This is a genomic window from Nocardioides koreensis, from assembly GCF_039531775.1.
In the GTDB taxonomy this organism is placed as follows: domain Bacteria; phylum Actinomycetota; class Actinomycetes; order Propionibacteriales; family Nocardioidaceae; genus Nocardioides; species Nocardioides koreensis.
Map to the genome: position 1 here is coordinate 203,296 of NZ_BAAAQR010000004.1, position 16,662 is coordinate 219,957.

The following is a 16,662-nucleotide window of genomic DNA, read 5'->3' on the forward strand; positions in this document are numbered from 1 at the left end:
CCATGGCCCCGGGCGAGGGCGGGCTGGCGGTCGGCGCCGACGTCACTACGCTGGGGCCATGACGGACGACCTGATCAGCAGCGCGTACACCCAGGCCCTCGAGGTCATCGCCTCGGTCGAACCCCGCATCGCGGACGCGACCCGCCAGGAGCTGGCCGACCAGCGGGCCTCGCTCAAGCTGATCGCCAGCGAGAACTACGCCTCGCCGGCGGTGCTGCTGACGATGGGCACCTGGTTCAGCGACAAGTACGCCGAGGGCACGGTCGGCCACCGCTTCTACGCGGGCTGCCAGAACGTCGACACCGTCGAGTCGCTCGCCGCCGAGCACGCCCGCGAGCTGTTCGACGCGCCGTACGCCTACGTCCAGCCGCACTCCGGCATCGACGCCAACCTGGTCGCCTTCTGGTCGATCCTCGCCCACCGCATCGAGACCCCGGCCCTGCAGAAGCTCGGCGCCAAGAACGTCAACGAGCTGAGCGAGGAGGACTGGGAGGCGCTGCGCCACGAGTTCGGCAACCAGCGCCTGCTGGGCATGTCCCTCGATGCCGGCGGCCACCTCACCCATGGCTTCCGCCCGAACATCAGCGGCAAGATGTTCCACCAGCAGCAGTACGGCACCGACCCCGAGACCGGGCTGCTCGACTACGACGCCGTGGCGGCGAAGGCCCGCGAGTTCAAGCCGCTCGTCCTGGTGGCCGGCTACTCGGCCTACCCGCGCCGGGTGAACTTCGCCAAGATGCGCGAGATCGCCGACGAGGTCGGCGCCACGCTGATGGTCGACATGGCCCACTTCGCGGGCCTGGTCGCCGGCAAGGTGTTCACCGGCGACGAGAACCCGGTGCCCTTCGCGCACCTCACCACCACGACGACGCACAAGTCGCTGCGCGGCCCGCGCGGCGGCCTGGTCCTGGCCCAGGAGGAGTACGCCGCCGACGTCGACCGCGGCTGCCCGATGGTGCTCGGCGGCCCGCTCTCGCACGTGATGGCGGCCAAGGCCGTGGCCCTCGCCGAGGCGCGCCAGCCGGCGTTCCAGACCTACGCCCAGCAGGTCGCCGACAATGCCCAGTCGCTGGCCGAGGGCTTCGTCTCGCGCGGCGCGAAGCTCGTCACCGGCGGCACCGACAACCACATCGTGCTCCTCGACGTGTCCTCCTTCGGGCTCACCGGCCGCCAGGCCGAGTCGGCGCTGCTCGACGCGGGAGTCGTCACCAACCGCAACTCGGTGCCCCAGGACCCGAACGGTGCCTGGTACACCTCCGGCGTCCGGCTCGGCACACCCGCGCTCACGACCCGCGGCTTCGGCCACGACGAGTTCGACAACGTCGCCGACCTGATCGTGCAGGTGCTCTCCAACACCCAGCCGGGCACCACCAAGGCCGGCGGGCCGTCGAAGGCGTCGTACGTCCTCGCCGACGGGGTGGCCGACAAGGTGAAGGCCGCCTCGGGCGAGATGCTCGACAAGCACCCGCTCTACCCGGGTCTGGAGCTCAGCTGACGCTCAGCGCCAGAGGTACTCCATCTCGGGGCGGCCGCTGCCGCCGTACCGGGGGCGGCGCTCGGCCTGCCCGGTCTCGGCGAGGTGCTCGAGGTAGCGGCGGGCGGTGACCCGGGAGGCGCCGACCGCGTCGGCGACCTCGGTCGCGGACATCGGCGTGCCGGCGTCGCGCAGCGCCGCGGTGACCTCGCGGAGCGTCTCCGCGCTCATGCCCTTGGGCGGCGCCGTACCGGACGCGGGGCGCAGCGAGCCGAACAGCTGGTCCACCTCGTCCTGCACCACCTCGGTCGGGGCCGCCGCGAGCCGGGCGCGGTACGCGGCGTACTGCTCGAGCTTGGCCCGGAACGTCGCGAAGGTGAACGGCTTGAGCAGGTAGAGCACAACGCCCTGGGCGACCGCGTGGCGCACGACGTCCGCGTCGCGGGCCGAGGTCACCGCGATGACGTCGCAGAGGTGCCCGGCGGCCCGCAGCCGCTGCAGCAGCCCGAGCCCGTGGCCGTCGGGCAGGTGCATGTCGAGCAGAATCAGGTCGACGTGCCGGTCCTGGGTCAGGAACCGGGCCGCCTCGGCGGCCGAGCGGGCGATGCCGGCGACCTCGAACCCCTCGACCCGTGCGGTGTACGCCGCATGTGCCTCCGCGGCGAGCGCCTCGTCCTCCACGACCAGCACCCGGACGGTCATCCCGGCCCACCACTCGCCGGGACCCGGGCGGGGCGCAGGGTCACGGTGAACTCCGCGCCGCCGTGCGCGGAGGTGCCGATGGCGACGTCGCCGCCGTGGCGACGCGCCACCTGGCCCACGAGCGCGAGGCCGACGCCGCGGCCGCCGAGGTCGTCGGCCGAGGTCTTCGTGGTCCAGCCCCGGTCCATCGCGCGGGCCGCCTGCTCGGGGGTGAGCCCGGGACCGCTGTCGCCGACGCCGATGCGGACCGCGTCGAGGTCGCCGCCGAGCCGCACCGTGACCCGTCGGTCCGGCCGGCCGGTCACCGCGTCGAGGGCGTTGTCGACGAGGTTGCCGAGGACGGTGACCAGGTCGCGCCCGGCCACGGCCTCGCCGAGGTCGGGCAGGTCGCCCTCGATGGTGAGGTCGATCCCGCGCTCGGCGGCGTCCGCGCTCTTGCCGAGCAGCAGGGCGGCCACCACCGGGTCGCCGACCGCGCCGACCATCCGGTCGGTCAGGTGCTGGGCCACCTCGAGCTCCTCGGTCGCGAACGCCACCGCCTCCTCCGGGCGGCCCATCTCGATCAGGGACACCACGGTGTGCAGCCGGTTGGCGGCCTCGTGGTTCTGCGAGCGCAGCGACTCGGTGAGGCTCCGCACCACGTCGAGCTCGCCGGTGACCGAGCGCAGCTCGGTGTGGTCGCGCAGGCTCACCACGGCGCCCACGTCCCGGCCCTGCCAGGAGGCGGGTGCCGAGCTGACGACCAGCACGTGCTCGCCGGCGACGTAGATGTCGTCGGCCTCGGTGGTCCGCCCGAGCGCCGCGGCCACCAGCCCGGGCGGCAGGTCGAGCTCGTCGAGGGGGCGCCCGACCACGTCGTCGGGCAGCGCCAGCAGCCGCCGGGCCTCGTCGTTGACCAGCTGGACCCGGCCGCGGTCGTCGATCAGCAGCAGCCCCTCGCGGACCGCGTGCAGGACAGCGCTGTAGTACTCGTACATCCGGGTGATCTCGCGCTCACCCAGCCCGTGGGTCTGGCGGCGCAGGCGCCGGCTCACCAGCCAGACACCGGCCAGCCCGGCGGCGAGCACCGCCGCCCCGGCGAGCAGGATCAACGCCAGGTCGCGGCGGAGCTGCTGGTCGATCCGGGAGACGGTGATGCCCACCGAGACCAGGGCGACCACGTCGCCGTGGTCGTCGAGGACGGGGACGACGGAGCGCATCGACGGGCCCAGGGTGCCGGTGTACTCCTGGGTGAAGACCTGGCCCTGCGGCGCGCCGCCGAGGTCGCCGACGAAGGGCTGGCCGATCCGGTCGGGATCGGGGTGGGTGTACCGGGTCCGGTCCAGCTTCATCACCACCACGAAGTCCACGCCGGTGTCGCGCCGGACCTTCTCGGCGTACGGCTGGAGCGCGACGGACGGGTCGGTGTCCCGGAGGGCGGCGACCACGGTGGGGGAGTCGGCGACCGCCTCGGCCACGGCCACCGCGCGGTCGGTGGCGGTCGTCCGGGCGTCCCGGCGGGCGTCGTACGCCGCGAGGACGAGGGCCCCGACGACGAGGACGAGCACGACCAGCACCTGCAGGACCAGGATCTGGCGCGCGACCGACGGCTCCCGTCCGGTGCCACGCCTGCCCATGCGGGGGATTGTGCCGCACCGCCCCGGGTACGGACGCCGGCGACCACAACGACCACAACAGTGACCGGCGTCACTAGCCGTCCCACGATGGGCGCACCAGCCGGGTCCAGCCCGGCGAAGACCTGGAGGAACTCATGAGCGTCACCGTCCCCGAGCCGCGCGGCACAGCCAGGCCGCGGCGCCAGAACCGCACCCACTACCTCTATGTCGCGGTCGTCGCCGCGGTCGGCCTCGGCATCCTCGTCGGGCTGCTGTTCCCCGACTTCGCCGTCGAGCTGAAGCCGCTCGGCACGGCGTTCGTCGCCCTGATCAAGATGATGATCCAGCCGGTCATCTTCTGCACGATCGTGATCGGCGTCGGGTCGGTGCGCAGCGCCGCCCGGGTCGGCAAGGTCGGCGGGCTCGCCCTGGCCTACTTCCTCGCGATGTCGACCGTGGCGCTGGCCATCGGCCTGGTCGTCGGCAACATCCTGCACCCCGGCTCGGGCCTGCACCTGACCGACGAGGCCGCGAGCGCCGGAGCCGCGCAGGCCGAGGGAGCAGGCACCACCACCGACTTCCTGCTGGGCATCGTCCCGACCTCGCTGTTCTCCGCGCTCACCTCGGGTGAGGTGCTCGAGACGCTGCTGGTCGCGCTGCTGGTCGGCTTCGCCGTCCAGGCCATGGGCCGCACCGGCGAGCCGATCCTGCGCGGCGTCGGGCACGTGCAGCGGCTGGTCTTCCGGGTCCTGTCCATGATCATGTGGGTCGCACCCGTCGGTGCCTTCGGCGCGATGGCCGCGGTGGTCGGCGAGACCGGCGTGGACGCGCTGAAGAGCCTGGCCGTGCTGATGCTCGGCTTCTACGTCACCTGCGCGCTGTTCGTCTTCGTGGTGCTCGGCACGCTGCTCAAGGCGGTCACCGGCGTCAACGTCTTCAGCCTCTTCAAGTACCTCGGCCGGGAGTTCCTGCTGATCCTGTCGACCTCGTCCTCCGAGTCGGCGCTGCCCCGCCTGATCGCGAAGATGGAGCACGCCGGCGTCGACAAGCCGACCGTGGGCGTGGTGGTGCCGACCGGCTACTCCTTCAACCTCGACGGCACCGCGATCTACCTGACCATGGCGTCGCTCTTCATCGCCTCCGCGCTGGGCGACCCGCTGAGCATCGGCGAGCAGGTCTCGCTGCTGCTGTTCATGATGATCGCCTCCAAGGGCGCCGCCGGCGTCACCGGTGCGGGCATGGCCACCCTGGCCGGTGGGCTGAGCTCGCACCGCCCCGAGCTGCTCGACGGGGTCGGCCTGATCGTGGGCATCGACCGGTTCATGTCCGAGGCGCGGGCGCTGACCAACTTCGCCGGCAACTCGGTGGCCACCGTGCTGATCGCGCACTGGACCGGCGGCCTCGACCGGGCCCGGCTGGACCGGGTGCTCGTCGGCGAGGAGCCCTTCGACGAGACCACGATGCTCGACGAGGACGAGGACCACGCCGTCCTCGAGCCGTCGCCGGTCGCCACGCAGCCCGTGTGACCTGCGCACGACGCCCCCGCCCGCACGCTGCGGGCGGGGGCGTCGTCACGTCACAGCGTGGGCGTCGCGCGCTCCACGATCGCCTTCAGGTCACCGCCGTCGAGGGTGCCGAACGTGCCGTCGTACGACGTGCCGAGCCGCGAGGCGCAGAACGCGTCGGCGACCTCCGGGGGAGCGAAGCGGACCAGCAGCGAGCCCTGGAGGCAGGCGGCCATCCGGCCGGCCAACCGTCGTGCGGAGGACTCGAGCGTGGCGGCGTCGCCGAGCAGCGCCAGCGTCTCGTCGACGGCCCGGTCCAGGCGCGGGTCCGCGCCGCGGGCCAGGCCCACCTCGGTGATCCACGCCTCGAGCACCTCCGGCTCCCGCGACAGGGCGCGGAGCACGTCGAGGGCGTTGACGTTGCCGGAGCCCTCCCACACGGAGTTCAGCGGTGCCTCGCGGTAGAGCAGCGGCATCACGGACTCCTCGACGTACCCGTTCCCGCCGAGGCACTCCAGCGCCTCCGCGACCATGAACGGGGTCCGCTTGCAGACCCAGAACTTCGCCAGCGGCAGCGCGATCCGGCGCAGCGCGGCCTCGTGCGCACGCTCCCGGTGGTCGAGCTTGTCGAGACCGTCGACGGCCGCGGCCAGCCGGACCGCCACCGCGGTGGCGGCCTCGGTCTCGACCGCGAGGTCGGCCAGGACGTTCTGCATCAGCGGCTTGTCGATCAGCAGCGAGCCGAAGGCGGAGCGGTGCGCGGCGTGCCAGGTCGCCTCGTTGAGCGCCCGGCGCATCAGCGACGTCGAGCCGAGCACGCAGTCGAGCCGGGTCGCGGCCACCATCTCGATGATCGTGCGGACGCCGCGGCCCTCGTCGCCGAGCCGGTGGGCGACGGTGCCGTTGAACTCCAGCTCCGAGGACGCGTTGGACCGGTTGCCCAGCTTGTCCTTGAGGCGGACGACGTCGAGCTGGTTGCGGGTCCCGTCGGCCAGCACCCGCGGCACCACGAAGCAGGTCACGCCACCCTCGCCTGAGTCCGAGGGAGCCTGGGCGAGCACCAGGAAGACGTCGTTCATCGGCGCCGAGGTGAACCACTTGTGCCCGTGCAGGGTGTACTCACCGTCGGTCGACGTCGGGCGCGCCTGCGTCACGTTGGCGCGCACGTCCGAGCCGCCCTGCTTCTCGGTCATCCCCATCCCGGCCAGCACTCCGCGCTTGGTCGACGCGAGCCGCACCCCGGGGTCGTACGTCGTCGAGGCGAGCAGCGGCGTCCACTCCTTGGCCATGGCATCGTCGGCCCGCAGCGCCGGCACCGCGGCGTACGTCATCGAGATCGGGCAGCCGTGCCCGGGCTCGGTGTGCGACCAGGCCATGAAGCCGGCGGCGCGGCGTACGTGCGCGTGCGGCGAGTCCGACTCCCACGGTGCGGCCGCGAGGCCGTGCCCGACGGCCCGCTCCATCAGCCAGTGCCACGACGGGTGGAACCGGACCTCGTCGATCCGGTTGCCGTAGCGGTCGTACGGCGTCAGCTGCGGGTGGTTCTCGTTGGCGAGCACGCCGTGCTCGCGTGCCTCGGCCGTGCCGGCCTCGGCCCCGAGCGCGGTGAGGTCGGCGACGACCTCGGCCGACCCGTGCCGCTCGACGGCCTCGACCAGCGCCATGTCGGAGGTGACCACGTTGTGGCCGACGAGCGGGGGAGACTGGTTGGTGACGACCCGGATGTCGTCCGGAGTGTGCGGCGTCATACGGATACCGTAGGCCCATGGCCCAGTCGGAGATCCGCCCGTCCGGGGCGGCTCCGACCACCACCCGCGCGGCCTGGGTGCAGAGCACCCGGGAGGTGGTCTGGCGCCTGGTCGTGACGACCGTGAGCTCCTGCCTGCGCTACCGGGTGACCGGGCTGGCGGCCGAGGCGGCCTTCTTCGCGGTGCTCTCGGTGCCGCCCCTGATCTTCGCGATGGCCGGCGCGATCGGCTACGTCACCGACCGGTTCACCCCGGCGCAGGTGGCCGACGTCCGCGCGGCCGTGATCGACCTCTCGGAGCGCGCGCTCACGGAGAGCGCCGTGAACCGGATCATCATCCCGACCATCGACGACGTGCTGAAGGGCGGTCGCTTCGACGTCATCTCGCTCGGCTTCGTGCTGGCGCTCTGGTCCGGCTCGCGGGCGCTCAACGTGTTCGTCGACACCATCACGATCATGCACGGGCTCGGCGGGCGCCGGGGGATCGTCAAGACCCGGGCCCTGTCCTTCGCGCTCTACGTGCTGGCCATGGTCACCGGCGTGCTGACGATCCCGCTCGTGATCGCGGGGCCGACGCTGGTGGCGGACTGGCTGCCGACCCGCTTCGACTTCGTCATGCACTTCTACTGGCCCACGGTCGTGGTGGTGTGCGTCTGCTTCCTCGCCACGCTCTACCACGTGTCGGTGCCGGTGCGGACCAACTGGAGCTTCAACCTCCCCGGCGCCTCGTTCTCCCTGGTCGTGTGGATCCTCGGCTCCTACCTGCTGCGCTGGTTCCTGACGGCCACCGCGGCCGACTCGAAGTCGATCTACGGCCCGCTCTCGGCGCCGATCGCCATCCTGGTCTGGCTCTACCTGGTCGCGATCGCGGTGCTCGTCGGCGCGGCGGTCAACGCCGCCTTCGACACCGTGTTCCCCCAGAAGGCCACGACCCGCGCCCGGCTCGAGCTGGTGCAGCGGCTCCGCTCGATGGCGGTGCGGGACCGGCCGAGCTGACGGTCGTGCGCGCTGCCGGCCCACCCGTCGACTACATTCAGCCCGTGCCCGACGAGCCCAGCGACGCGTCCCCGGGAACGACCCGCGGCAAGGTCGCCCTCCCGGACCGGTCGCGGTCTCCCTGGTGGGAGCTCGGCCGCCGCCTGCTCGCCGCGATGACGATCCTCGTCGGCACTGTCCTGATCGTCTACCTCGACCGTGACGGCTACCGGGACGGCAACGACCCGCCGTTCTACGGCGTGAACCTGGTCGACTCGATCTACTACACGACCGTCACGCTGAGCACGACCGGCTACGGCGACATCGCCCCGGTCACCGAGCGGGCCAGACTGGTGAACGCGTTCGTCATCACCCCGGCCCGCATCGCCTTCCTGGTGCTGCTGATCGGGACCACCCTGGAGGTGCTCGCCTCCCAGGGCCGCGAGATGTTCCGGGTCGCCCGGTGGAGGAAGAGCATGGGAGAGCACGTCGTCGTGGTCGGCTACGGCACCAAGGGCCGTAGCGCCGTCGAGACGCTGGTCAACAACGGCCAGGACCGTGAGGGCATCGTCGTCGTCGACCCGAGCACCATCGCCCTGCAGGACGCCCACGCGGACGGGCTCGCGGTGGTCACCGGCGACGCCACCCGGCGCGAGGTGCTCCGGCGGGCGGGGGTGGCCACGGCCAACCAGGTCATCATCACCACGAACCGCGACGACTCCAACGTGCTCGCCACGCTCACGGTCCGCCAGCTGAACCCGGACGCCTGGATCGTGGCCGCGGTCCGCGAGCAGGAGAACGTGCCGCTGATGCGCCAGTCCGGCGCCAACTCGGTGATCACCTCCTCCGACGCCGTGGGCCGGCTGCTCGGGCTGTCGTCGCTGTCGCCCACGCTCGGCTCGGTGATGGAGGACCTGCTGACGTACGGCGAGGGGCTCGAGGTCGCCGAGCGGGACCTGCTGGTCTCCGAGGTCGGCAAGCAGCCGCAGACGCTGCCCGACCAGGTCATCGCCGTCGTGCGCGACGAGAAGGTCTACCGGTACTTCGACCCGGTCGTCACCCAGCTCGCCCGCGGGGACCGGCTGATCGTCGTCCGTCCCGCCAAGGAGCTGCCGTGGGCGCCCCGCCCCGGAACCCACGGCGAGGACCTCGCGAGCGAGCACGAGTAGAAGCTGTTTCACCCTTCCGGGTGTGGTCCGGGCCGGTCGCGCGCTTCAGGCTGGGCCGTGCAGCGCACCGAGCGTGCTCGCCGTCCCCGAACCACGGGGGCATTCGGGGACGGTGGGCCCGTGCGAGGTCAGCCGGCCGCGACCTGCTCCGGCTCCGCGCTCGGCACCGACAGCAGCGTCATCAGCTCGGTGAGCACGCACAGGCGGAGGAAGACCGGGCTGAACGCCACGATCTCCATGGTCCCGGCGCACGACCTCATCAGCTCGCGTGCGCGGACCAGGACGCCGAGTGCCGAGGCGTCCACGAACGTCACGCCGGCGGTGTCCAGGCGTGCGCTCCGGCAGCCGTTCCCCACCGCGTCGCTGAGTGTGCGGCGTACCTGGCCGGCGGTGAAGATGTCGAGCTCGCCGTCCATGGACAGGTGGACCTCGGGCGGTGAGACGGTCGATCGGAGCGAGAACTGCATGAGAGCCGGATTCCCGAAGCCAGGCACCATGCGGAACGGCGAGACTTCTGGTTCATTCTGCGGCCGAGAACGGAGTCGCCTTGGTTGGCGGGACACGAAAGACTCTCGGCTGCCTCGACAGTACGCCTGTCCGGCCCCGATGCCACAAGTTTCGGCGGGGGCTGTGGACGGGGGGGGTCGGCCGGGACAGCTGACTGGACCACCCGATTTCCTGCCTCGACCCTCTGGATCTGGCGCTCGTGGTGGCTAGACTGGGAGGCAGAACCGCTGGTGACCCGAGACGCCAGCCGTTCGCTCTGTCTCCGGGCAGCGCGAGCCGGAGACTTGAGCGAATCTTGAAGGAAAATCGAGGCTCTCTTCAGGTTCGCGCGAGTAGTGTTCTTCATGAACCGCCGGTGACCCGAGACGCCGGCGGTTCGTCATATTTCCGGCCGCCCGCGCCGCGCGTGAGTCAGGTCCGCGTGAGCCTGCACCGCGTCAGAAAGGTGCTGCGGGTGCCATCACTCGACGGGCACCCGCTCGTTGGACCCGTGTCTCAACTGCCCGGTCCTGCCAACGCGCTGGAAAGCGAGCCCGCCGTGTCGAGCACCCGCAAGATCCTCACCCTCCACCCGCCGCTGGGTGACAGCACCATCGACGCCATCCTGACCTCCCTCGAGACCGCCCTGGTCGAGTCCGGCGCTTCGCGGATCTGGGTCGAGTCCGAGAGCTACCCGGACCTCACGGTCATGGCGGAGATGCCCGAGCTGCAGCCGGAGCACGTCGAGCGGATCGCCTGACGGCTTGACCAGGGGCTTTCCGGGGTACGAGCCTGTCAGGCCGCACGAGGCGGCCTAACCCGAAAGGGGAGGGAAGCATGGAAATCCTCGGTGTCATCGTCGCGGGCATCATCATCGGCCTGCTCGGCAAGCTCGTCGCCCCGGGCGACAAGGACAACATCCCGATCTGGCTGACCGTCCTGTGCGGCATCGGTGGCGTGATCCTCGGGTGGTACGTCTACACCGCGTTCGGCGGCAGCGAGACCAACGGAGTGGACTGGGTCCGCTGGATCGTCGCCGTCATCGTCGCGGCCGTCCTGGTCGTGGCCGCCTCCACGCTCACGGGCAGGAACACCGGCTCGAAGCGGCACATCTTCCGGTAGTCCTCGCGGCACAGGCCCGCCTCCCGCAGCCGCGCGGGGGCGGGCCGTCGCATCGCCAGTGCCCCCGAACGGAAGGTTCACGGACGCTTCACCATGCCTTCATTGCGCTCTGACATCGTGGTGCGCACGATGACTTCCCTCTCTGGTGTGCGCGACCGGCTCGCGCGGACGGACCCCCTGGTCCCGCTCCTGTGCGCGGTGGCGACCACGCTCTACGTGCTGCACGGGTTCGACGGCTACCTCTCGCGCGACCTCGGCGACTACGCGTACGGCGGCCAGCAGGTCGCCGAGGGCGTGCCGCCGTACGTCGCGGTCGTCAACCGTGCCGGCCCGCTGGCGCACCTGATCCCCGGCATCGGTGCCCTGCTGTCGGGCTGGGTGGGGGTCGACCAGGTCGTGGGCATGCGGGTGTTCCTCATGCTCTTCGCGATCGCGGCCATCGCCGTCGCCTACCTCCTCGGCCGCGACGTCTTCCGGTCGCGGCTGGCGGGCGTGGCGGCCGCCGCCAGCCTGCTGGGCTGCCAGGGCTTCATCGCCTACGCGTCGGACGGGCCCCGTGAGAAGACCACGATGGTGCTCTTCCTGCTCGGCGCGATGCTCGCCATGGTGCATCGGCGCTGGCTGACCGTGGGCTTCTTCACCGCGCTGGCCACGCTCTGCTGGCAGCCGGTGCTCTTCGTGGTCATGGCCGGGGCCGTGACCGCCATCGTGCTGGGCCAGTCGGAGGGACGGGTCAAGGCCCTCGCACGGGTCGTGGTCGGGGGGCTGATCCCCACCGCGGTGACGGTGGCCTGCTACGCCGCGGTCGGCGCCTTCGACGTCTTCTGGGACGACTTCTTCCTCATCAACGCGCGCTACACCCGGCAGATCTCGCTCGTGACCAACCCCGACGAGGCCTGGCGGATGCTGGTCGAGGGCTACGGTCCCTCGCTCGCGCTCTTCCTCACCGGTCTGGTCGCCATCACGGTCCTGGCCGTTCGGGCGCTGTGGCCGTCGCCGGACCGCCGCGACGCCGTACGGGTCAACGTGCTGGCGACCGGCGCGATCCTGCTGGCCGGGGTGGCGTGGTCGCTGCGGGCCTTCAACGGCTTCCCGGACGCGTTCATCATGCTGCCGCCGGCCGCGCTCGGCATCGGTGGCCTGGTGGCCGGCCTCGCCCACCGGGTGTCGCTGCGCACCGCCGTGTTCGCCACCGCGGCGTGGACCGTCGCGGCGACGGCCATCGGCGCGACGTACGCGATCAGCACCCGCGACAACACGCTGGACCAGCAGCGGGCCTCGGTGGACGCGGTGCTCGACGCGCTGCCCCCGGGCGCTCGCATCCTGTCGGTCGAGGCGCCGCAGCCGCTGGTCCTCGCCCACCAGCGCAACCTCTCGAGGCTCCAGCTGTTCGGCAACGGACTCATCGACTACGTGGACGACACCTGGCCCGGCGGACGCGACGGCTACGGCCGCTGGGTCGGGCGCCAGAAGCCGACGCTGATCGCCCTCGGCAACGGCGGGACGGTGCCGGACTGGCTCGACCCCACCCTGGCCCAGGGCTACCACCGCGTCGGGACGTCGATCGGGTGGGACTGGTACGTCCACAAGGGCGTGGGGCGCCAGACCCGCGACGAGCTGCGCACGATCGTGAAGGACACCTACGTGCCGGTGGAGTGAGGCCGGGCCGATGGGGGTAGAAGCTCAACCTCCCTCCGGCTGGCATCCCACGTACGTTGGAGGGCGTGACCGACCAACCCGACACCCGCGCCGAGATCCGCGACTTCCTGGCCACTCGCCGGGCCCGGATCAGTCCCGACCAGGTCGGGCTGCCGGCCGGTGGCGGTCGCCGACGGGTGCCGGGCCTGCGGCGCGAGGAGGTCGCGGTGCTGGCAGGGGTGAGCACCGACTGGTACACGCGCCTGGAGAAGGGCCACATCGGCGGTGTCTCCGAAGACGTGCTGGAGGCCGTCGCCCGCGCGCTGCAGCTCGACGAGGCCGAGCGGGCCTACCTGTTCGACCTGGCCCGAGCCGCGCGTCCCCGGAACCGGGCCCCGAGGCCGCGCAAGCAGGCCGAGGTCCGGCCCCGGGTGCAGTGGATGCTCGACTCGATGAGCGACTCGGCCGCCTTCGTCCGCAACGGCCGCATGGACATCCTCGCGACCAACGCCCTGGCCAGAGCGCTGTACTCGCCGATGTTCTCGCCCGAGGCCACCGACGACGGGAGTCTCGCGGCCAACATCGCCCGGTACCAGTTCCTCGACCCCACGGCCCAGGAGTACTTCCCCGAGTGGGACGCCGCCGCCAACGTCACCGTGGCGCTGCTGCGCGCCGAGGCCGGCCGCGACCCGCACAACAAGGACCTGCGGCGGCTCGTCGGTGAGCTCTCCACCGTCAGCGAGGAGTTCCGCACCCGGTGGGCCGCCCACAACGTCCGCATCCACCACGCCGGCAAGAAGCAGTTCAACCACCCCGAGGTCGGCCCGCTGGATCTCGTCTACCACTCGCTCGACCTGGCCGCCGACGACGACTGGGTCCTCGACCTGACCATCTACACCGCCGAGCCCGGCACCGATTCCGCGGACCGGCTCAAGCTGCTGGCCAGCTGGGCCGCCACCCAGGTCCCCGCGTAGGGACCGCCCCGCAACCGCCAAGCCCTCCCGACACCGGGAGCGGTGCCGGCACGGCCCTGCCCACCGCCACCCGATGCCCACCCGACGCCCACCCACGCGCCCAGAGCGCAGCTTCGAAGGAGGAAGCCATGCAGATCACCCGCAGCTCGATCGACACCGCCAAGGGACCCGGCGACTGGTTCACCGGGGACGTCTACATCGACTCCGTAGCCGCCGCCCCGGCCCCGTCCCGGGTCACCGCGAACCTCGTGCACTGGCTCGACCCGGTCAGCGACGAGGAGTACGCCGCAGCGGCACCCGTCGGCTGACAGCAGCCACGTCCGAAACCCTGCACCACCACCCGCGAAGGAGCACCACCCCATGCGCGTCAACGCATACGCCGCACCCGCCGCCGGCCAGCCGCTGGCCCCGACCGTCATCGAGCGCCGCGACGTCGGGTCCAACGACGTCCTCATCCACATCGAGTACGCCGGCATCTGCCACTCCGACATCCACACCGTCAACGGCGACTGGGGGCCGCAGCCGTTCCCCGTCGTACCCGGGCACGAGATCGTCGGCACCGTGACCGAGGTCGGCGCCGCGGTCAGCACCCACGAGGTCGGTGACCGGGTCGGCGTCGGCTGCATGGTCAACTCCTGCGGCGAGTGCACCAACTGCCGCAACGGCGACGAGCAGTACTGCCTCGACGGGATGGTCCCCACCTACGCCGGCACCGACCGCGACGGCACCACGACCCAGGGCGGCTACTCCACCCACGTCGTCGTCGACGCCGACTACGTGCTCTCCGTCCCCGACGGCCTCGACCCGGCCGCCGCAGCGCCGCTGCTGTGTGCCGGCATCACCACCTACGCACCGCTCCGCCGCTGGGGCGCCGGACCGGGCAGGAAGGTGGCCATCGTCGGTCTCGGCGGACTCGGCCACATGGCGGTCCGGATCGCCCACGCCCTCGGCGCAGAGGTCACCGTGCTGTCGCAGTCGCTGAAGAAGCAGGAGGACGGCCTCCGGCTGGGCGCGGACCACTACCACGCGACGTCCGACCCCGACACCTTCGAGCAGCTCGCCGGCCGGTTCGACCTGATCGTCAACACCGTCAGCGCCCCGATCGACGTCGACGCCTACCTGGGGCTGCTCGCCGTCGACGGAACCCTGGTCAACGTCGGTGCTCCGGCTGAGCCGCTCAGCCTGAACGTGTTCTCGCTGATCGGCGCGCGTCGGTCCTACGCCGGGTCGATGATCGGTGGCATCGCCCTGACCCAGGAGATGCTGGACTTCTGCGCCGAGCACCGCATCGGGGCCGAGGTCGAGGTGATCCCGGCCGACCAGGTGAACGAGGCCTACGAGCGCGTCCTGGCCTCCGACGTCCGGTACCGGTTCGTCATCGACACCGCGACCCTGGCCTGAGACCAGACCGGAGCCCCCCGTCGGCACGACAACCGTCGGCGGGGGCGCTCCGGTCCCGGACGGCCGGCCAATTGCCTTGCGGTGCTCACGCCACGAGCCCCTAGGGTGTTGCCCCATGGCGTCGGTCAAGCAGTTCCAGGTCACCTTCGACTGCGCAGAGCCCGAGCGCGTCGCTCGTTTCTGGTGCGAGGTGCTGGGGTACGTCGTGCCGCCGCCACCGGAGGGGTTCGCCACGTGGGGCGACTTCGATCGCGCGCTGCCCCCTGAGGACCAGGGTTCGGCGTTCGCCTGCGTCGACCCCTCGGGCGTGGGCCCGCGACTGTTCTTCCAGCGCGTTCCCGAGGGCAAGGTCGCCAAGAACCGGCTGCATCTCGACGTGCGGGTCGGCACCGGGCTCGTGGGGGAGGAGCGCCTGGCCGCACTGGAGGCCGAGTGCGCACGCCTGCTCCCGCTGGGCGCGACACGCGTGCGACTGCTGCTCGCCGACGAGGACAACGAGTCGTGCCTCGTGATGCAGGACGTCGAGGGCAACGAGTTCTGTCTCGACTGAGTGCCCGCCGCCCGGCGCCGAAATGAGCACCGCCCCTGATCGCGTGATTCGCGTCAGGGGCGGGTTTCGTGCTGGTGGGCGATACTGGGTTTGAACCAGTGACCTCTTCCGTGTCAAGGAAGCGCGCTACCACTGCGCCAATCGCCCGTGAGCAACAACGATCCCACAGGTGGGACCGATGGTGTTCGAGGTGGAGACGGGATTTGAACCCGTGTAGACGGATTTGCAGTCCGTTGCCTCGCCTCTCGGCCACTCCACCGTGGAGGCCAAACCGTGAGAGAGACCTCTCCGAGCGGACGACGAGGCTCGAACTCGCGACCTCAACCTTGGCAAGGTTGCGCTCTACCAACTGAGCTACGTCCGCTTGTCTCTCCGCTTCCCGGCTGCCCGGGCCGCGGCGACGTGAGAACAGTAGCCGATGCCTGTGGGGGTGCAAAATCGACCCCCGGTGGGCGTGTTCACCTGCGGTTCGCGGCCCGTTCCGACTCCTAGAGTGGCCCTCATGCGCGCCTGGATCAACGGTCATCTGATGTCCGACCCCACCGCCGCGGCGGTCCGGGTCACCGACCACGGGTTGACCGTGGGGGACGGGGTCTTCGAGGCGATCAAGGTGGTCGACGGCCTGCCGTTCGCCCTGACCCGACACCTGGAGCGCCTCGCCCGCTCGGCAGCGGGGCTCGGCCTCCCCGGGCTCGACGAGGACGCCGTACGCCGGGGGGTCGCCGCGGTGCTGGAGGGCCAGGACCTGCCGCTGGGCCGGATCCGGATCACCTACACCGGTGGCCCGGCCCCGCTCGGCTCCGGCCGCGGCGACGAGCCGCCCACGCTGGTCGTGGTGGCCGACGCGATGGCGCCGTGGCCGGCGACGACCCGGGTGGCGACGGTGCCGTGGCCGCGCAACGAGCGCGGGGCCCTCGCCGGCCTCAAGACCACGTCGTACGCCGAGAACGTCGTCGCGCTGGCCGCCGCCAAGGAGCGCGGTGCCACGGAGGCGATCTTCGCGAACCTGGCGGGCCACCTGTGCGAGGGCACGGGCTCGAACGTGTTCTACGTCGTCGAGGGTGAGCTGCGCACCCCCACGCTGGCCAGCGGCTGCCTGGCCGGGGTCACCCGCGCGCTGGTCCTGGAGTGGTTCGGCGGCGTCGAGGTCGACGAGCCGATCGAGGCCGTCGAGGCCGCGAGCGAGGTGTTCCTGACCTCGACCACCCGCGACGTCCAGGGCGTCTCGGCGTGGGACGCCCGCGAGCTGCCCGCGCCCGGACCGGTCACCCGCGAGGTCGCGGCGCTGTGGGCCGAGCGGGAGCCCGAGCTGCTGGGCAGCTGA

Annotated in this window: 16 protein-coding genes and 3 tRNA genes; 12 read left to right on the forward strand and 7 right to left on the reverse strand. The window is 71.7% G+C overall.

Annotated features, from left to right (window positions below; all coding sequences use genetic code 11):
• Positions 1-58: 58 nt before the first annotated feature.
• A complete protein-coding gene (locus tag ABD268_RS09015) occupies positions 59-1,495 on the forward strand; it encodes a glycine hydroxymethyltransferase (RefSeq protein ID WP_344150288.1) in 1,437 nt (478 codons plus the stop codon).
• Between the two features lie 3 nt (positions 1,496-1,498).
• On the opposite strand, the gene ABD268_RS09020 is transcribed toward ABD268_RS09015, so the two are convergent.
• Together ABD268_RS09020 and ABD268_RS09025 are read right to left on the reverse strand one after the other, a co-directional pair.
• The gene (locus ABD268_RS09020) at positions 1,499-2,176 is read right to left on the reverse strand and encodes a response regulator (RefSeq protein WP_344150291.1); all 678 of its coding nucleotides are present in this window, start codon (positions 2,174-2,176) and stop codon (positions 1,499-1,501) included.
• Entirely contained in the window at positions 2,173-3,792 is a 1,620-nt protein-coding gene (locus tag ABD268_RS09025) for a sensor histidine kinase (protein ID WP_344150294.1), read from the reverse strand. The genes ABD268_RS09020 and ABD268_RS09025 overlap by 4 nt, the downstream gene beginning before the upstream one ends.
• A gap of 134 nt (positions 3,793-3,926) precedes the next feature.
• Here ABD268_RS09025 and ABD268_RS09030 point away from each other — a divergent pair, with 134 nt between their 5' ends.
• A complete protein-coding gene (locus ABD268_RS09030; protein ID WP_344150297.1) occupies positions 3,927-5,297 on the forward strand; it encodes a cation:dicarboxylate symporter family transporter in 1,371 nt (456 codons plus the stop codon).
• Positions 5,298-5,347: 50 nt separating this feature from the next.
• Here the strand turns inward: ABD268_RS09030 and ABD268_RS09035 are convergent, their stop codons facing one another.
• Positions 5,348-7,024: an acyl-CoA dehydrogenase family protein gene (locus tag ABD268_RS09035; RefSeq protein ID WP_344150300.1), complete on the reverse strand. Its 1,677-nt coding sequence runs from the start codon at positions 7,022-7,024 to the stop codon at positions 5,348-5,350.
• Between the two features lie 17 nt (positions 7,025-7,041).
• On the opposite strand from ABD268_RS09035, the gene ABD268_RS09040 reads away from it, so the two are divergent.
• The gene (locus tag ABD268_RS09040; RefSeq protein ID WP_344150303.1) at positions 7,042-8,019 is read left to right on the forward strand and encodes a YihY/virulence factor BrkB family protein; all 978 of its coding nucleotides are present in this window, start codon (positions 7,042-7,044) and stop codon (positions 8,017-8,019) included.
• Positions 8,020-8,063: 44 nt separating this feature from the next.
• Entirely contained in the window at positions 8,064-9,167 is a 1,104-nt protein-coding gene (locus ABD268_RS09045; RefSeq protein ID WP_344150306.1) for a potassium channel family protein, read from the forward strand.
• Between the two features lie 128 nt (positions 9,168-9,295).
• On the opposite strand, the gene ABD268_RS09050 is transcribed toward ABD268_RS09045, so the two are convergent.
• On the reverse strand, positions 9,296-9,634 hold the full coding sequence (locus tag ABD268_RS09050) for an STAS domain-containing protein (protein ID WP_344150309.1): 339 nt from the start codon (positions 9,632-9,634) through the stop codon (positions 9,296-9,298).
• Between the two features lie 578 nt (positions 9,635-10,212).
• Here ABD268_RS09050 and ABD268_RS09055 point away from each other — a divergent pair.
• The 7 genes from ABD268_RS09055 (at position 10,213) to ABD268_RS09085 (ending at position 15,338) form a co-directional block, all read left to right on the forward strand.
• Entirely contained in the window at positions 10,213-10,413 is a 201-nt protein-coding gene (locus ABD268_RS09055) for a hypothetical protein (protein ID WP_344150312.1), read from the forward strand.
• Positions 10,414-10,490: 77 nt separating this feature from the next.
• Positions 10,491-10,775, forward strand: coding sequence for a GlsB/YeaQ/YmgE family stress response membrane protein (locus ABD268_RS09060; RefSeq protein ID WP_344150315.1), 285 nt, complete (start codon positions 10,491-10,493; stop codon positions 10,773-10,775).
• Between the two features lie 129 nt (positions 10,776-10,904).
• Positions 10,905-12,434, forward strand: a complete 1,530-nt coding sequence (locus ABD268_RS09065) for an ArnT family glycosyltransferase (RefSeq protein ID WP_344150318.1) — start codon at positions 10,905-10,907, stop codon at positions 12,432-12,434.
• A 65-nt stretch (positions 12,435-12,499) separates the two neighbouring features.
• Positions 12,500-13,387: a helix-turn-helix transcriptional regulator gene (locus ABD268_RS09070; RefSeq protein WP_344150321.1), complete on the forward strand. Its 888-nt coding sequence runs from the start codon at positions 12,500-12,502 to the stop codon at positions 13,385-13,387.
• Positions 13,388-13,515: 128 nt separating this feature from the next.
• Entirely contained in the window at positions 13,516-13,695 is a 180-nt protein-coding gene (locus tag ABD268_RS09075; RefSeq protein ID WP_344150324.1) for a cupin domain-containing protein, read from the forward strand.
• A 52-nt stretch (positions 13,696-13,747) separates the two neighbouring features.
• On the forward strand, positions 13,748-14,788 hold the full coding sequence (locus ABD268_RS09080) for an NAD(P)-dependent alcohol dehydrogenase (protein ID WP_344150327.1): 1,041 nt from the start codon (positions 13,748-13,750) through the stop codon (positions 14,786-14,788).
• Positions 14,789-14,903: 115 nt separating this feature from the next.
• A complete protein-coding gene (locus ABD268_RS09085; protein WP_344150330.1) occupies positions 14,904-15,338 on the forward strand; it encodes a VOC family protein in 435 nt (144 codons plus the stop codon).
• Positions 15,339-15,410: 72 nt separating this feature from the next.
• Here the strand turns inward: ABD268_RS09085 and ABD268_RS09090 are convergent.
• From ABD268_RS09090 to ABD268_RS09100, 3 genes are all read right to left on the reverse strand, one after another.
• Positions 15,411-15,485: transfer RNA gene (locus ABD268_RS09090), tRNA-Val, on the reverse strand.
• 41 nt (positions 15,486-15,526) lie between these two features.
• Positions 15,527-15,597: transfer RNA gene (locus ABD268_RS09095), tRNA-Cys, on the reverse strand.
• 32 nt (positions 15,598-15,629) lie between these two features.
• Positions 15,630-15,702: transfer RNA gene (locus ABD268_RS09100), tRNA-Gly, on the reverse strand.
• A gap of 138 nt (positions 15,703-15,840) precedes the next feature.
• Here ABD268_RS09100 and ABD268_RS09105 point away from each other — a divergent pair.
• Complete coding sequence (locus ABD268_RS09105; RefSeq protein WP_344150333.1) at positions 15,841-16,662, forward strand: aminotransferase class IV; 822 nt, start codon at positions 15,841-15,843, stop codon at positions 16,660-16,662.

Bases quoted from the DNA above. Each gene is read 5' to 3' on its own strand.
- ABD268_RS09015 (WP_344150288.1), top strand. From the start codon at position 59: ATGACGGACGACCTGATCAGCAGCGCGTACACCCAGGCCCTCGAGGTC.
- ABD268_RS09020 (WP_344150291.1), bottom strand. From the start codon at position 2,176: ATGACCGTCCGGGTGCTGGTCGTGGAGGACGAGGCGCTCGCCGCGGAG.
- ABD268_RS09025 (WP_344150294.1), bottom strand. From the start codon at position 3,792: ATGGGCAGGCGTGGCACCGGACGGGAGCCGTCGGTCGCGCGCCAGATC.
- ABD268_RS09030 (WP_344150297.1), top strand. From the start codon at position 3,927: ATGAGCGTCACCGTCCCCGAGCCGCGCGGCACAGCCAGGCCGCGGCGC.
- ABD268_RS09035 (WP_344150300.1), bottom strand. From the start codon at position 7,024: ATGACGCCGCACACTCCGGACGACATCCGGGTCGTCACCAACCAGTCT.
- ABD268_RS09040 (WP_344150303.1), top strand. From the start codon at position 7,042: ATGGCCCAGTCGGAGATCCGCCCGTCCGGGGCGGCTCCGACCACCACC.
- ABD268_RS09050 (WP_344150309.1), bottom strand. From the start codon at position 9,634: ATGCAGTTCTCGCTCCGATCGACCGTCTCACCGCCCGAGGTCCACCTG.
- ABD268_RS09060 (WP_344150315.1), top strand. From the start codon at position 10,491: ATGGAAATCCTCGGTGTCATCGTCGCGGGCATCATCATCGGCCTGCTC.
- ABD268_RS09065 (WP_344150318.1), top strand. From the start codon at position 10,905: ATGACTTCCCTCTCTGGTGTGCGCGACCGGCTCGCGCGGACGGACCCC.
- ABD268_RS09075 (WP_344150324.1), top strand. From the start codon at position 13,516: ATGCAGATCACCCGCAGCTCGATCGACACCGCCAAGGGACCCGGCGAC.
- ABD268_RS09080 (WP_344150327.1), top strand. From the start codon at position 13,748: ATGCGCGTCAACGCATACGCCGCACCCGCCGCCGGCCAGCCGCTGGCC.
- ABD268_RS09085 (WP_344150330.1), top strand. From the start codon at position 14,904: ATGGCGTCGGTCAAGCAGTTCCAGGTCACCTTCGACTGCGCAGAGCCC.
- ABD268_RS09105 (WP_344150333.1), top strand. From the start codon at position 15,841: ATGCGCGCCTGGATCAACGGTCATCTGATGTCCGACCCCACCGCCGCG.